General features: G+C 36.9%; 18 protein-coding genes. 2 read left to right on the top strand and 16 right to left on the bottom strand.

What is annotated here, in order from left to right:
- Window positions 1–80 precede the first annotated feature (80 nt).
- Complete coding sequence (locus tag RL70_RS15765; RefSeq protein WP_039044363.1) at window positions 81–689, top strand: cupin domain-containing protein; 609 nt, start codon at window positions 81–83, stop codon at window positions 687–689.
- A 232-nt stretch (window positions 690–921) separates the two neighbouring features.
- Here RL70_RS15765 and RL70_RS15770 read toward each other — a convergent pair whose 3' ends face one another.
- From RL70_RS15770 to RL70_RS15845, 16 genes are all read right to left on the bottom strand, one after another.
- Window positions 922–1173 carry a hypothetical protein gene (locus RL70_RS15770; RefSeq protein WP_039044364.1) on the bottom strand — a complete coding sequence of 84 codons (252 nt, stop codon included), beginning with the start codon at window positions 1171–1173 and terminating at the stop codon, window positions 922–924.
- Between the two features lie 190 nt (window positions 1174–1363).
- The gene (locus RL70_RS15775) at window positions 1364–1936 is read right to left on the bottom strand and encodes a TIGR00730 family Rossman fold protein (protein WP_052246006.1); all 573 of its coding nucleotides are present in this window, start codon (window positions 1934–1936) and stop codon (window positions 1364–1366) included.
- A gap of 102 nt (window positions 1937–2038) precedes the next feature.
- Window positions 2039–3619, bottom strand: coding sequence for a YndJ family protein (locus RL70_RS15780; protein WP_052246007.1), 1581 nt, complete (start codon window positions 3617–3619; stop codon window positions 2039–2041).
- Window positions 3612–4217, bottom strand: a complete 606-nt coding sequence (locus tag RL70_RS15785) for a DUF4166 domain-containing protein (RefSeq protein ID WP_039044366.1) — start codon at window positions 4215–4217, stop codon at window positions 3612–3614. The genes RL70_RS15780 and RL70_RS15785 overlap by 8 nt, the downstream gene beginning before the upstream one ends.
- Window positions 4218–4225: 8 nt before the next feature.
- A complete protein-coding gene (locus RL70_RS15790; RefSeq protein WP_039044367.1) occupies window positions 4226–5125 on the bottom strand; it encodes a DoxX-like family protein in 900 nt (299 codons plus the stop codon).
- A gap of 285 nt (window positions 5126–5410) precedes the next feature.
- Window positions 5411–6280, bottom strand: a complete 870-nt coding sequence (locus RL70_RS15795) for an AraC family transcriptional regulator (protein ID WP_039044368.1) — start codon at window positions 6278–6280, stop codon at window positions 5411–5413.
- Window positions 6281–6450: 170 nt separating this feature from the next.
- Window positions 6451–6684, bottom strand: coding sequence for a YczI family protein (locus tag RL70_RS15800; protein WP_039044369.1), 234 nt, complete (start codon window positions 6682–6684; stop codon window positions 6451–6453).
- 146 nt (window positions 6685–6830) lie between these two features.
- Complete coding sequence (locus RL70_RS15805) at window positions 6831–7442, bottom strand: peroxiredoxin (protein WP_039044370.1); 612 nt, start codon at window positions 7440–7442, stop codon at window positions 6831–6833.
- 494 nt (window positions 7443–7936) lie between these two features.
- Entirely contained in the window at window positions 7937–8314 is a 378-nt protein-coding gene (locus tag RL70_RS15810) for a hypothetical protein (protein ID WP_039044380.1), read from the bottom strand.
- A 97-nt stretch (window positions 8315–8411) separates the two neighbouring features.
- Window positions 8412–8657: a hypothetical protein gene (locus RL70_RS15815; RefSeq protein ID WP_039044371.1), complete on the bottom strand. Its 246-nt coding sequence runs from the start codon at window positions 8655–8657 to the stop codon at window positions 8412–8414.
- Window positions 8658–8836: 179 nt separating this feature from the next.
- Window positions 8837–10303, bottom strand: coding sequence for an amidase family protein (locus RL70_RS15820; RefSeq protein WP_039044372.1), 1467 nt, complete (start codon window positions 10301–10303; stop codon window positions 8837–8839).
- A gap of 156 nt (window positions 10304–10459) precedes the next feature.
- Complete coding sequence (locus RL70_RS15825; protein ID WP_039044373.1) at window positions 10460–11314, bottom strand: DUF2268 domain-containing putative Zn-dependent protease; 855 nt, start codon at window positions 11312–11314, stop codon at window positions 10460–10462.
- Between the two features lie 71 nt (window positions 11315–11385).
- Window positions 11386–11763 carry a hypothetical protein gene (locus RL70_RS15830; RefSeq protein ID WP_039044374.1) on the bottom strand — a complete coding sequence of 126 codons (378 nt, stop codon included), beginning with the start codon at window positions 11761–11763 and terminating at the stop codon, window positions 11386–11388.
- Between the two features lie 163 nt (window positions 11764–11926).
- Complete coding sequence (locus RL70_RS17415) at window positions 11927–12853, bottom strand: hypothetical protein (protein ID WP_052246009.1); 927 nt, start codon at window positions 12851–12853, stop codon at window positions 11927–11929.
- A 187-nt stretch (window positions 12854–13040) separates the two neighbouring features.
- Complete coding sequence (locus RL70_RS15840; RefSeq protein ID WP_039044375.1) at window positions 13041–13517, bottom strand: DinB family protein; 477 nt, start codon at window positions 13515–13517, stop codon at window positions 13041–13043.
- A gap of 20 nt (window positions 13518–13537) precedes the next feature.
- Complete coding sequence (locus RL70_RS15845) at window positions 13538–14311, bottom strand: Cof-type HAD-IIB family hydrolase (protein ID WP_039044376.1); 774 nt, start codon at window positions 14309–14311, stop codon at window positions 13538–13540.
- Window positions 14312–15235: 924 nt separating this feature from the next.
- Between RL70_RS15845 and RL70_RS15855 the strand changes: the two genes are divergently transcribed.
- Window positions 15236–16347 (top strand): IS3 family transposase gene (locus RL70_RS15855; RefSeq protein WP_156137997.1). Its coding sequence is split into 2 segments (ribosomal slippage): window positions 15236–15488 and window positions 15488–16347, totalling 1113 coding nucleotides; the frame shifts between segments, so codons are not numbered across the junction.
- Window positions 16348–16376 lie beyond the last annotated feature (29 nt).

The following is a 16376-nucleotide window of genomic DNA, read 5'->3' on the forward strand; positions in this document are numbered from 1 at the left end:
TAGTGTTGACAAGCCATTCATACATATCCTGTATATGTGCTAACTATGCATATTTGACATCATCAGAAAAGGATGTGCTTATGAATTCAAATATTGATTACACTTCACCAACCACGCAGTTCACTTTTGATGTAAATGAAAGTCCATTGTTCAGAAAAGACGGCAGAAACTTTATTAATGTTTTAGGTATTCAACAGTTAAATACACTAGAGAATGTCTCACTGCTTGATATTTTCCTAAGTACTAATAATGTGGTGGAACCTCACTATCATCAAAATGCAGCTGAGCTAGTCTACTGTATTTCGGGTGCAGCTACTGTTTCGATACTAAATCCATTTACGAAAGAATTACTCAATTTCCCTATTACACCTGGAAAAGTCGCAAATGTTCCTCAAGGGTGGTGGCATTACGAAGTGGCCACAACAGATAACACTCATCTTTTGGCAATTTTTAATGCACCAACTCCCGAGGTGATCTTAGGTTCAGACATCTTAAAATTCACTCCTGCAAATATCATGGCTCATACCTATTGTCTCGATGAAAATCAATGGAGAAAAGCTATAGAACCTGTAAAACCTTCAACATATATCGGTCCATACTCGGATTGCAATAGAGGTACAAATAATATGACTCAGCATAATAATCAACAGTATTACCAGAATTACCAACCTGGGTACAGATATTATTAAGCTTACTTGATAAAAGATTTCGTAGTTAGGCATGGATAATTCCATGTCTATTTTGTGTTACAGTAACCGTGTGAAATTCTCAGTCAACATGCTTATGTTAAGGCAGCGTAAAGAAAGGTGTGCGTAAAACAAACGTGAATGTTTAAACAAACACGAAAGTTTCATGCACACCTTTATTAATAGTATCTATTTTAATATTGTTCTTATCTTACACACGTTTCCTTTTTTTATCTTAATGGACGTGCTTATTTTTAATATATTCCAATCCTTTTGTTGTTATGGATAAAACTAGATTATCCGATTCTCCTCCGTTGTCTGCGGCATATTCCTTTTCGATAAGATATTCAATTGCTAATTTGCTATTTACGTCGGCATTTAGCATTGCCTTTGGTAGCGTGTAGTGTTCGCCGTTATAAGCAAAGTGATAGTCATAAAGACTTTGTAACAGCATATCCGATAGTTTGTTTACGTCTTCATTTGACATGAGTATTCCCTCCCTCCTTCTACATTTCGATAAACGAGACGGTAATCCTGCATTTAATAACTACAATGTAGCGAGTTGGGGGCTCAGTAATAAGTTCTTCGGTTATTGATGAAGAAAACGTAAATGTTTAAACAAACACGAATGTTTCTTTCTCAGGTAGCTGTTAATGTTGCAATATGATACAAATCATTTAAGTCCATTTCACAGCATAGCCCGGACTATAAGAATCCATTTTTTCTAATAGTTCTTTTCGGTCTGAGGAGATAATTATCATTTCTCGATAATTTTTATTCATAAATCCCTGTTCAATCGTATGATCTAGCATGGTAATTAACGGATCAAAAAAGTTGTTTACGTTTAGCAATCCACAGGGCTTTGCATGATAACCAAGCTGTGACCAAGTAAATACTTCAAACCACTCTTCTAATGTTCCCGCACCCCCAGGCAAAGCGACAAATCCGTCCGCTAATTCTGCCATTTTTGATTTACGCTCGTGCATTGTATTAACTACATGTAGTTCCGTTAATTGATCATGAGCAATCTCTACAGCTTTTAGTTTTCGAGGAATCACACCTATCACCTTACCCCCACTGTGTAAGGTGGCATCAGCCAATGCGCCCATACATCCCACCTGAGCTCCACCGTAAATTAAAGTTTTATTATTGTTAGCTAATTCTTCTCCAAACTTTTCTGCATGCTCTATGAAACCACTATCTATCCCCGTACTTGACCCACAAAATACTGCAAGACTTTTAATTTCCATTTCAGTCACCCCTTTGATCTTTGTTTACCGACTTAAACATATCTATTGGATATTTTACGTATTTGCGGATGAATGCTTTTACAAAGGTACCTCTTTTTCAGCTCATTTCTCCTCAGCCCCTTCGTAAACAATCGAATAATCAATCGTTAGAAAAGGAAGCGAAAATATCCACATTTCATGTGTAGCTTTTAAATTACCGTCCTCTGTTTCCTGAATGAAAAATGTTTCTTGCAGAGGTAAAGTGAATAAATCTCTATTGTTGAATGACAAATATACTCCCGTATCTGAAGCTGGATCCGTCCGTTTACTTGTAAGCTGCAATCCTCCATCAACTGCCTGCAACTCCAAAATTCCCGTCATTGTCGAATAAGGTAAGGGCAACGCAATATTCATGTACATACGTTCATTTGTTTTATGCTGCGAATAAAGAGCAGTGAAAATCGTTTGTTCACCTACTTTTCGTTCCCACACGCGCACTTGTTCCCGTTCATCGAGTCCTTCATCCAACGTAAAGATATCCCCCGTCATCTCGACCACTTCAGAATGTAACGGTAAATTAATTTGCTGCGTGCGTTTGCTGATGAACGAATAAAGAAACGCAAACGGCTTAAACCAGTGATGCCAGTGGGTCGATGCGTACAGCCTGAAATCTAGCGTGTGTTCGTAGAAACGTATGATTAAAGGAGAGACCGAGCCAGACGACAGTCCGTAAACAGTTAATTCATCAGACAATCCGCGATGACCACCGACCTGGCCGATTTCTTCCGCAACTTGTCTTCCGCGAATTCCGCTCCTCGGAAATGTCAGCGGCACAAAACGAGATTTTGGCACATCCAACGACCACCCAATTATGCCGGCTAAAGCAAATATGATGCAATTCAACATCCCATGAAAACGAAGCATGAAATCAACCGTAACGGAAAATAGACCAAAACCATTACTCAGTACATACAGCATGGAAAACGTAATAGTGACCGCAAGTGCGCTAAACGCTATGCGCAACAGCCACTTCTGCAAACTAGAAGCGAAAGAAAGTTTCCAAACGATCCAAATAACCACACTAAACCCATAGATATATAGCAGGACAGAGAACATTTCAATCCATCGTGAAAACGTAATCCCGACCGCTACGATCATCGGGGCTGCAAGCAATGCTGCCACCGCCCACCGATACAAAACCGATTGATGCAAACGCCCTATCCATCCTATGAAAATCGGTAATATAAAAGCGGAATAATGAAAATGGATGGCGGTCAACCACGTAAGCAATGAACTAAACCCCAAATCGATTTCCGCAACAAAAGCGAAATACCAACCACCACCCATAGCTATGTATACGAGGCCAAGATCGATCGCAAACTCCTCGACATTCGTAAATCCTCGACGAAGAAACCGGGTGATTCCGTAAAGAGCTATGTATACCGTAAACAATAAGTACAGTGCAGCAATCCATCCATCCCATCTGGTAGAGACTACTTGTACAAGCACTACCGCGGTATAAGCAGGAATGGCGACATACGGATAATACTTCCAAAACCAATCGCGTTCCGTACAGACCATTCGTAATAGAACTGGAATGTACACAAGTTGCGCAACCACCAACAAGCCGTACGGCCACGGCGCATCACTGAAAACGATTGCGACCATAAACAACAGTATATGAATCATGACAAACTTACGCATCCGCTGTAAACTCTCCTTCATATGACAATACCTTACCTATCAATGGGTTCTTGACATCGACATGAATTCGAAAGACACCATGCAGCTCATCGTACGACTCTACAACTGTCGCTAATCCTTGCAGAAATTTCGGCAATGGAATCTCTATCTTCCCGATTATCAATCGTTGATTCAATGATTCGATTTTCAATGCGTGGGCATCCACGACGGTAAACCCCAAATCCGAATAAAAGATCGACGGTTCCCCGAGGTAATCTTTCACAACCATTCGTTGTTCATCCAAACTCATCAAAGCATTGAAATAGCGCATCTTTTTTGGAAAACTAAACTTTCGTTCCCAGTGAATTTGTTCGTCGCCTGCCGAATTAGTAAAGCATGAATTGACAATCGTAAACGAAATATCCGTTCCACTTTCCGGAAAAACGAATTTTCGTCTCGCCCCCAATTGGAAGAGCGGAAAAAGCCATTTTGGGCCACCCGATATGCGATTCATCGTTCCTACCGCTTGAAAGACTGGCTCTTCAAAAGCATATCTTTTTTGAAGCATCGGATGAAGACGAAAAAAATCGTCCCCCAACACTTTTAGATAAATAGACACTTCACATTTCACCTCTTTCTTTTACAAGATGTAGCAGTTGGAAGATCCCGGCTCACGAGCAAGCCGATTCCTGTCAGCACAAGTAATGATAGATTAAACGTGATGGGATTGAATGGATGAATGGCAGTTTCCGGAGCAGCAACGAAGGCTGCAATAGTCAACAAAGGAAAGGCGCCCATTTGCAAGATTAAGAGATGTCGTTTCTTGCGATATATCAACCAAACAACTCCGAATAAAACTTCAGCCAAACCAATCGCCCAGACAACATTCGTCGCTGTAGCATCCGAAAGCGATAGACCACTTGCAACCATGGCCTTTTCCTGTGGATGCATGGTAAGGAGTTTAGGTACGAGACCTTGATACATCCATAGAAAGGCGAAATATAGCGTGAAAAGTTGCATTGTGAAGAAACGGCGATATTGAGATATCGGGGCTTCTCCGCGTTCGATCCACCGTTTAAGTACATCAAAACTCAGTGCGGTTGCATACCCCATTAACGGTCGAAACAACTGATCAATCAATTGTCCAGCTTTACCGAAGTTTGTTTTATAATCATATTGCGTCAAAAACTTGGTACCTTCCTCCATCGGCTCATACTTCCAATAGCCGCGACCTTCACGTATCGGCGAGATTTTTTGATCCGTGCCGAAGTGTAAGGAAGAACTGCGCGAACCACCGTCCAAATAAGCAGAGCCACTACTTTCCCCCCACCCTTCTACTGTTATAAATGGACCAACAGTTCGTGTATAAGTAAACCGTTGCGGCTGATTGTCTTCCTTAGGTAAATAGTGAATGGAAGAAAAGCGCAAGTCCCACTGCACATGTAAATCTGGTTCTTGCGAAGCTTCCCACACCCGCTGTAACGGAACATCTATTGGAATTTCTACATAAATTGGTTTTGACTTCATAGTTTTCACCTTCCGATGTACATTTTGATACACTATTTCCAATTGACCTCACTTTTTGCGCTACTCTCTCTAGTTTATCATTTTTATTCACTAGATGAACCATCCTACACGAAAGAAAGAGGAACCGCCGAGGGCTCCTCTTTCTTAATCATTATTAAGGTACTAGGTGGGCAAACAGTTCTAAATTATTTAAGGAGCTGGGACCTATTCTTGATATAGAAATAGTGTGCAAACCATTGTCATGGAATTACACTGTTTGCTGATGACAGTATACAAATAATGAACTTACTTAATTGGAATCCAGATCTCCGAGTATAAATCTGGATTATTGGGATTTTCATCCGTATATAATTCAAATTCTGGTGTACCGGCATGCTCATACCCAGTGGAAGGGAACCATTCGGAGAAAATTCGTTTCCACGCATTTTGCATCGCGGCAGGCATAGGTCCATGCACTTCAAAAACCGCCCATTTGGAAGCAGGGATTTCTAAGCTTAGCATCCCTTCTGGAACCTTCCCAGCGCTCGAGGTTGCTACCCAATAATCAAATACATTAGCCTTTTTTTGCTCTTCGCTGACTTCCCCACAAATTCCTAAAACTCCTTTTACTACCCCGTCATTCAATTGAAACAGCAAATCGCTTGTCCCGTTTTGATTGACCTCTTCCCAAAGTTCCGGAATTCCTACTACGTTTTCTTCTTCTGTCACAGTAGAAAATTCCCGTTTAACCCCAACAATTTGAAACGTATTCTTCTCGACTACACTATACTTCATTGGTTCAGCCCCTTTCAAGGTTACCTGGATTATCAGGCGATTATAGGATTGCAGCTTCCCTTTATTCTTTCGCGCTTCACTCGGAGTAATCTTGTGCTGTCTTCGGAAAGCCTTAGAAAAAGCCTCGGGAGTTTCATAGCCATATTTATAGGAAATGTCAATAATCTTTGTATCCGTTGTCAGTAATTCTTCTCCAGCCAATGTTAATCGCCGTCTTCTTATATAGTCACCCACAGTAATTTCTGTCAAAACAGCAAATGTTCGCTGGAAATGAAAAGGTGACACATTGGCTTGTTTAGCAATACTGTCAATCGTAATGTCTTCCATTATATTCTTTTCCATGTATTCAATCGCCTTTTGTATTGACTCCACCCATGCCATGACTTTCAACTCCTTATCGTCATCTTAGCAACTTTAAAAGAACTTATCCTGTCAATTTATGCTTTGCTGTGGCAGATTTGATTCACGTATTGTACGAAAGTGTAGCTTTAGTATAATGCAACATTCTCTTTGTTTTTTATCCAATTTTTATTAACCGTGAATAACCCCTATTAATCTATTAAAAATCCTTGAGTTGTGACAAACAAAGTAAAAAGAGAAGTTACCAGAAGTAGCCAACCATAAACTTTCCGATCTTCTTTAAACTCTTGAATACTCGTTACTAAAAACATTAGACCTAAGGATAACATCATATAACTTTGGAATTGAAAATCTTTTGTTATAAGTCCATATGCTGCAAAGAAAATACCCACTGCAGAAAATATAAACTGTAGTATTCTTAACAACAAATCCCTCCTCTGAATTTGGCCATTTAACAGAAACAGACACGAATTATATCTCATAACCGCCACCGATAGTGGACTGAAAATATAGTTTAGACCCACGTTAATTCATTAAAATAATCTAAATACTGAAGGCTCAATATGTAACCTCATTTAATTTTGTTAATCAACTTTTCAATCTCATTCGCGTTTTTTACTGCTCCTGCAAAGCCATGGACAACAATTCCATCTTCATCAATTAAATACGTTGTGGGAAGACCAATCACTTTATATATTCTCTCTATGTCCCCGTTACTATCTAGTAACACAGGAAAAGTTAACCCATGAGCATCCACAAACTCTTGTACTTTTTTGGTATTTAATTCGCCCTTAGTCATGTTCACAGCAATAATCTCTACGTTTTCTAAATCCTTGTACTTTTTATAATAATTCTCCATGTAAGGCATCTCAACTTTACAAGGACCACACCACGATGCCCAAAAATTAAGAAATACTTTTTTCCCTCTGTAATCAGACAATCTAATCTTTTCACCAGATAAACTTTGTAATTCAAAATCAGGAGCTAATTGGTTGTTTTCAAGACCTATATTTACATCCCTACCCGACAATTCGGATTCGCTATCCAACAATTTATTAGGCTGATCTTCTATCATGCCACTAGGGTATTCCTCTGCTACAAAGTTGTTTTTGACCAAAACAATTAACATGATGGCAATAATCAAAACTGAAACAGTTGTGCCAATAATAGACATGGTTTTCATTAATCCATCTCCTCAAACAATGAAAGCGATTAATCATATTCAGACAATGACCATTTACTCGATTCTATAATTCGCCATACATGAAAAGATACAATGCTAAAAGTATAAGCATTATCACAAAATACCTAATCCCAGACGTTTCAAAATACTTCCCCCCACAAATTGGCCCGATTGAAGCACAAATCTTATGCGACAGCTGTGACCGATAATTAAAAACTTAGTATATTTCTTTCCTTTCGATCCACTCAAATAAATAATGAAAAAGAAAACCTAGTATAGAAATAGATATGGCTTCTAACCAATCGATTCTCGACCTAAAAACCCATTGTGCAACTATTAGTACTACAAATAAGAATACAGTAAACTTCGCACTAGCTTTTATCATCATGAACCTCCATACAATAAAAGAATCAGAAAATGGTCCGATTGTGGCACATATGAATTCAACAAACGCTCCTATTTGAAGAACAAGCATTGTGCCATTAAAACCCGTGTTAGTCTATAATAGTCATAGGATAAGGCGTTGATTCACCATTAACTTTGATTTCAATTGTGTCATGAGATTCATCTATTGTTAACGTGTATATATATTGCTTTAGTTCATTATCGTTCGCATCCACTTCATCTAACTTGATAAGTGCTGTCTTATCCACTGATTCCAAACTGGCTTTAACATCTTGTTTTGATTGAAAAACAATGTAAGACACTTTACCATTTTTATTAATCATTTGAAGTTGATCATCAGGGTTTATTGCTTCTGTTACTTTTTTAGGAACAGTATCCACTTCGTCAAAGCTTAATTTTTTCTGTGTACATGCTGGTAGAGATAAGATTGCAAGAGCAGAGAACATTATTAAAAATAATTTTTTCACCAATTTCACTCCCTCATCAGTTTAGCGTTATTTAAAGATTCTGGCCCTTTTGCGATATAGACGAAATCACTTATAACGCAAACTCCCCGATTGCGGATTATTTATTTTTCACAATTTTACTGAACCCATAAATTAAGAATATGATTCCTAGAATTAAGAACACTGGAACAAACAAATTGGCAAAGAATCCATTAACTTCAATGTCCGGAACTTCACCATTCATTTGTCCAGAGAAAAAGCCTGCTTGAATTACACTCGTAGAAAGCAAAGAGAATCCTCTTTCCAAAGTATATATAAATCCTGCCATAGCAATAAATACAATTCCTGTAATCTTATAAATCACTGCTCTTTCAACTCCTAAGACGTTATTTTATTCCACGATTTGGTCCTATTGTTGAAAAAGCACAAATCTTTTTACAAGAATTGGGCCTGTTTGTTGATTTACTTATTAATAGATTTAATATTTGAAGCGAAAGTTTTTTAGGGTGCGTAATTGTTTTTGGGCTAAATTACATTTGTCTTCTAGATTATTTTTGGACTTTTCCGATGTTTAGTAGCTTGTTCAAAAGCATATGCAAACTTTATTAATATACCTTCACTAAAGGCGCTACCTGCAAAAGTTATACCAAATGGTCTTCCACTTTCTTTGTATCCAGCAGGTAGAGCTATCGATGGATACCCGGCTTTGGCACAGATTGTCGAACCTATATATGAAGGGAAAAGAATTGCATCAAGGTCATGCTTTTTCAAGGTATAATCAATCCCAGTTTGGGAAAAATATAAATCCTCTAGTTTTGCATTCAAATAGTCAGGATTACTTAACGTATTGGGTAGTACCACAATTTCCTCCAACTTATTCTGTCCGTATTTCAATGCTCTATCTGCATTCCTCTTGTTAAACTGAATCAGATCACTTATTGAATGTATAGGTAAATGTGAAGGGAGTTTGGAAAGATAATTTTCTAGGCTATGTTTCAACTCCGATAGTAGTACTTCCCTTTTCCACTCTCTATGATAAGAAGGGATTTCTATATCTTCAATGACCAAGGCACTTTCTTCCTTTAAGGTCTGTATGACATCCTCAAACAATTCCTCGTCATATTCTACGGATTCATAAAACGTTTTAGTACCATCTTTGAATACACCAATTTTCGCACCTTTCAATCCCGCAGGGTCCAAAAATTTCGAATAATCCGGTTGTAATATACCTTCACTTTTATAGGTAGCGGGGTCATGTTTGTCAACACCAACTAAAGCTCCCAATAAAATAGATGCGTCCTTAACAGTTCTTGCCATTGGTCCTGCCGTATCCTGAGAATATGTAAAAGGGATTATACCTTTTCGGCTTATTAAACCAACAGTGGGTTTAATGCCGACTACCGAGTTTTGGATAGCAGGACTAAGAATGGATGCATCTGTTTCAGTTCCTACGGATAAAACGGAGAAATTTGCAGCTACAGCCACTGCGGAACCTGAACTGGAGCCACCTACAAAAAGATTAGCATCTCCATATGGATTTAATACTTGTCCACCTCTGGAACTATAGCCTGCCCACATCGTATTTGACATCCCATTAGCTAGTTCGGTCATATTTGTCTTGCCTAATATGACTGCACCCGCGTTACGGAGCTTTTCGACAAGAAAAGCATCGTAATTACTAATATGCGTCTCTAATGCAAGTGTTCCTGCACTTGTATGCATTGAATCATTCGTTTCAATATTGTCTTTAAGAACAACAGGAATACCGTGCAAAGGACCTCTAACACCCGTTATTTTTCTTTCATAATCTAATGCTTCAGCAATGAATATTGCGTCAGGATTTATTTCAAGAATAGAATTTATTTTAGGACCATCTTGGTCATACTCCGCTATTCTGTGAAGATAATACATAACCAACTCTTTGGAGGTTATTTCTCCACTTTCTATAGCTACTTGTATATCCTCAATTGTTAATTCGTCTTCAAAAAAATTGTTGAAATTAATTTCCAATAGTATGCTCCTCTATTACTCCATTTTTTATTCAAAACTATTATTCAACATTAAGAAAATACCTTTTTGAACAAATCGTCCATTTGGTTGTAGTAGAAAAAGGCGCTATCCGTTCTTTTACTAAAGCCCCTGGATGTTGAGTTATAATCAGATCTTTTATGGCGATTCTTCTTCAAGTAATAAGGGAAATACTTCACGTAAATAATTTGGAATTTCCTTTTCTTCAATACTTGCAATCTGTTTAAAAGTTATACCTTGCTTCTGTAATATTTTCACTATCTCCCAGCCAACAAAGTATAGCTCTCTTTCATTTCCAGTGGTTCCGGTCCCAAATGTAAATTTAGTGAGTGCTTCTGATGAAGAGTCATCTAAATATGGAAGTATACCTTTTACTATTTCTTTCTTCTTTGCTTCACATGACTTTAGCCAACCTTTTGTGTACTCAATGTATTGTTCGTCCTGTTTACCAGGCACTAAATATTTGCTAACACGTGTTGCAAGACCTTCTTGTAATATTGCAGATCCTATAGTTCTTTCCCATTCGGACTTTAAATTAGCGGTTTTTGAATGTACAATGTGAGTGAGTTCGTGTGAAAGAATTATATCTGAGGTATCACACTCAACTGGTAAACATAACGCAATTCTTTCTTGATCGTATGGAGCAACAAATGGATTATTTTCAAATCCTCCTACGAAATAAATTATAATGAAGTTAACGGCTCTGTCGTACCCCAATACCTTTTTAACTTCTGTCAGATACCCTAATACAAGAGATTCATCAGGTTCCCAATTTTCTATAAGGCTAATATAATCAGAATATTTATCCCATGCTTCATTCAATAATTTCTTAGCTATCCCCTCACCATTCTCACCTGGAGGAACAGCAGCAAAATTATAGTATTTTTTCCATAGTTCCCATCTCTCTTCACAATCAATATCTTTAGTAGTTGCCTTTTTATAAAACTCCAAAAACTTAGGTACTAAATTATGAATTTCAATATGATCATTCAAGTGCTCAATCCTCCTAATTAACTAACAATCTGGTCCGTTTGAAGCAAAACCTTCTTCTGTTATTGGCCCCGTTAATTTAATTGATCATTAATTTTATCAACTGACTTTGCCGATAATGAGTAGATAGTATTCGTATCACTAACATCCATTATAGTTCCGTATTCTTGACCTAACCAAAGAAAGAATGATTTCTCACCCAATTCGACTTTGTAATCTGGGTCTGCCATATCCACTACTCCTGGTTGTTTCTTAGCACTGCTAAAAGCCTTTTTAAATCGTTTAATTGCTTTTTCATCTGTAAAAGTGACTAATGAATCTTTTTTAACTTCAGCAAAGCTTTCCATCTCATAAACATTTACTTCCTTAACCGCTTTAATACCATTGCTACAACCGCTTAGTGTTGGGATGAGAACAAAAAGAAAGATTGCTATAACTAAACATTTTTTCATATATTCGTTCCTTTCAAATGCACGTGTATTGAGGTTAATACTGCTTTATCCAAGTTAGTCGCGATCACTTAAATAAAGTTTCATATATACCCTTTAAATGAAGCGATTGAAGCATGTAAAATAGCCCCCAATTCTTTAATACGGTCGCAAGACAAATGTCAAATTATTTTTTCCGGTAAACATTTATTTCGTAATCTTCCCAAGTTCGATTTATTTGTTCAAACTGAGTAATTTTTAATGGCTCAAAGAAAGTTTGCCCGCTTTTATTAAAATAAACATCATTTTCAATGTGATAGGAAGCGTGTTGGATAATATTATTCGAATTTATCCACGTCACCACATCACCTTCTTGAATGTCATCATCTACCATATAATAATTGTTAATAAATAATCCCTTTAAAAATGTTTCGGGATGCACCCATTCATCGAGAATCCAAGCTTCTCCCGTGATTGCAAATAATGTTGAGGCTAGACAATTACTACCAGCCACAGTTGAAAAAGTATTCGCATACGCTTTAAGATGTGTTGGCGTTTTTTCTGGAATATTATTGCATGTCCACTCGTCAATTTTCATAGCATATGCTTTTACGATGTTTGCCTGTACCATTCGAGGTAGTTCATTCCACATACTTGATCGGAAAACAATGAATTCCTTTTCGTGGGCTGTAATATTATCATTGAAATATTTATTTATATTATTATTTCTTTTTACTATATATTCAGCTGGAATAATACCTGTAGATTGGAACAATGAAGCAGGGATAGTTAACCCTGTTCCCATTTCAAGTTGAACTTCAAGTATGCGCTTTCTCAAATGAAGTGGTAACTCTGTGATCCAACTACCCTTCGCAACGATAATATAGTCAATTCTATTCGATAAAGTCCAGTACATATAGCTATTCACAAACTGGATTTGATTATAAGAAGAATGATCGAAAAACTCCGCTCGTGGTATAACCATTACTTCATTCAAATAACCTTTTAAAGTACTTAAGCTGTTTTCCTCTACAAAAAAGAAATCTTTTTGGGGGACATAATTTTCAATCCAAAAATCTATTTGTTCATGTGTTGGTTCTACTTGTAGGGTCATATTAATTAGCACCTCAGTTATTGAATTTTATTCTTCCGCAGCAATTAAAATGGATATCTTTTAGAAATTGATAAAACACATTTAACAATCAAATGGCTAAATTGCTGTGTAGTGGAATACGAAAATATGAAACCTTTGTTATTTAGCTAAAGTAGAAAATCTGAAATTTCTTTGAACCAGATAAACGTTACAATTCAATATCTTTAAAAATCAGATCTGATGAAATTGGTTCTTTTCCAATTTCTCTAGCCCAGATAGATAATTGACCAATATGATGTATTTCATGAGTAATGATGTGATAAAGAACCTTGTTGTATGTCCATTGCTTTTTCTCACCACTTTTAGAAGTATAAGTAAATATATTATTCTCATTGCTTTTCTCATACTCTCTAATAAACCTCTTACTTACCTTTTTCGTTGAATTAGAAAACTCTTTAATTTCATCCGAATTTGTTATAGCTTTCATATTTTTTTGCGTAATTACTGTTTCTTGTAGTTGGTTAATCCATAGTTGCTCACAATCGATAACATGAAACAAGTTATGAAGTATACTTCCCATACCGCCAGTTCGCCTCTTATTGAGTTCTTCTTTGGAGAGCCTATCGCACCATTCAATCCATTCCTCTCTAACTTGCCAGTTATAATTAAACATTTCATAAAACATTATAAATACATCCCCTCAAATTAGATTAAATGAAGATGTTGTAAAGCAAATTCAATACCATCATCACTTGATTTTTTCGTTACGTAGTTGGCACTCATTTTTAATTTGTCACTACCATTACCCATTGAAATACCATATCCTACTATCCCTAACATATCGATATCATTATCCCCATCACCAAATGCTATTGCTTCACTAGAATCTATATCAAAATACTTCAATACTTCTTTAATAGCAATTGACTTTGACACTTCCTCATGTAAAACATTTACGATATTCGGATGCCACCGTTGAAAAATTAAATCAGGAAACTGCATTTTATATTTTGGAATGGTTTCATCTCCTACATATAAACACATTAAGTATACTTCTCCATCAAATATTTTTTCATTGAACTTAGGGTATTCTAGTAATGAAAGAGTTTCATTCATTGCTTGAAAAGTAGTCGGATTCTGTATTCTGTTCATCGTTAACTCTTCTGTGAAAAATGAAAGACTTTGTTTATTTTCATTTGCAACGTTTTTTACAGAATGAACTATATGTTTTGGCAATACTATTTTGTGTATTACTAGATCTTGGTGTTTAGTATAGGCGCCATTAGCAGTGATAAACGTGTCTATCCCTAAATCTTTAAAATCTTGACACATCGATAATGGCCTACCTGTAGCTGCCACTAATCTAATGCCCTTACTTTTCAATATTTGTAGAGCGCTCTTTGTACTTGTAGAAATACATCCATCTTCATAATTTACAAGAGTTCCATCAACGTCGAAAAATACAATCTTATAATTCATAGCAAACTCCTTTATATCATTTTTACCATTGAATTTATCCTATTGCTCAAAAAGGCACATATCCTCATCAAGAATTTGGCCGAATTCCGACACAGTGCTTATTCCACAACTGCTCCAAATTAAGGAATACTTATTACCTTTTTTGATCTTATTAACTTAGTAACGAATAGAGTGATGATTACAATTATAAGAAACAGACCTAAGTAGAGTAACCCTCTTCCGATGGGGTATTTGATCGCATATTCTTTTTGAAGTTCCAATAGCTCTTTACTACTTACAAGATTTATATCTTGTATAGGGAAAAATATGGCTCGTAATATGAATCCTATTACTATTAATCAAAATGATAAAAACTAAGCTGTAAAGCGTTATTTTGTTAAAAATCAATTGCATAGTAGGACCTCCGTTTTCTTCCCTACACTTCAAAATGAACCGATTGTTGGCAGCACTTATGCATGAATTGTCGCCGTTAACGGAAAATCTTCTTAGTTTCATTAATCCTTTTTAATTGGCTTAACCCTCCATATATCATCATTCGGGAAAAAGTCTGATAATCTCGTTATTATGCCCGAAGTCAACCCCAATACAATAAAAAGTAGGTAAGACTTCAAAGGGATTCGGACTTTTTTTGAAGATACCGCGACTGTCATTCAAATTCTCCTTCTTCCTTTAAAGCCCTGTTTGCTTGCTACAATGCTCATTTAAAAATCTCGAATCGAATCTAGCAGTTTTTCAATCTCTTTTTGGAGAGTAAGACCCACATTGTTATAGCGAAGGCGAAAATATAAATTGTATAGAAAGTTACGTACATTAAGCTTAAGATATAAGCTGTTAAGGTCAGATACAAGTTGTATAGGCTACACTTACTTGGACAATAAAGTTAGGGTCTTGTAGAATACAACCAAAGAGATGAGGAGAATCTACATGACTGAAAAACGATCAAGACGGACCTATACCAAGGAATTTAAAAACCAAATTGTACAGCTACATGAAAACGGTAAAACACGTACAGATATTCTTCGTGAGTACGACCTAACCTCCACCACTTTTGATAACTGGGTGAGGCGTCACAAAGCCACCGGGTCTTTTGAAGATAAAGATCAGCGTACAGACGAAGAGAATGAATTAATCAAATTACGTAAAGAGAACCAACGTCTCCTAATGGAAAACGATATTTTAAAGCAAGCCGCGCTGATCATGGGACGAAAGTAGATGTGATTCAAAACAACCGTCACAAATACTCGGTATCAGCAATGTGCGACGTCCTAGGGATCGCAAGAAGCACGTTTTATTACACATCCGTTAAACAACCGGAGGATAGAACCCTGCAAAAAGATATCAAGGTAATTTTTAAACAGAGTCGAAACAATTACGGAACACGCAAAATCAAAAAAGAATTAGAGAAGATCAACCGGACGGTTTCTAGACGTCGCATTGGTCGCGTCATGAAGCAAACGGGTCTTGTATCCAATTACACTGTCGTTCAATATAAACCGTTTAAATCAAAAGTGAATGAGGAACCTGTAAAGAATGTTCTGGCGAGAAACTTTAACGGTCAAGAAGAATTGGCTGTGGTTGTCAGTGATTTAACATACGTAAGAGTCAATGGAAGATGGAATTATGTGTGCTTATTTGTCGATCTTTTTAATCGAGAAATCATCGGTTATAGCGCTGGGCCAGAAAAGACAGCAAAACTTGTATACAAAGCCTTGTCTAGCATTGAGCGCAGCTTAGATCGCATCCAATTGTTCCATACAGACCGCGGAAGTGAATTTAAAAATCAACTAATTGATGAAGCTTTAAAAGCTTTTGGCATCGGAAGATCACTAAGTATGAAAGGATGCCCGTACGACAATGCGGTAGCAGAATCCATGTTCAATGTGGTCAAAATAGAGTTCATTAAGCAAATGACCTTTTCTTCTATCAGCCAGTTAGAACGTGAACTACAGGATTATGTGAATTGGTTCAACCGGGTTCGGATTCATGGAACGCTGGATTATCTAACGCCTATTGAGTACCGATTAGGGACCTTATAAAAATTGTCCGATTTAATGTTGACAAGCCA

Source organism: Sporosarcina sp. ZBG7A, assembly GCF_000813425.1.
GTDB lineage: Bacteria > Bacillota > Bacilli > Bacillales_A > Planococcaceae > Sporosarcina.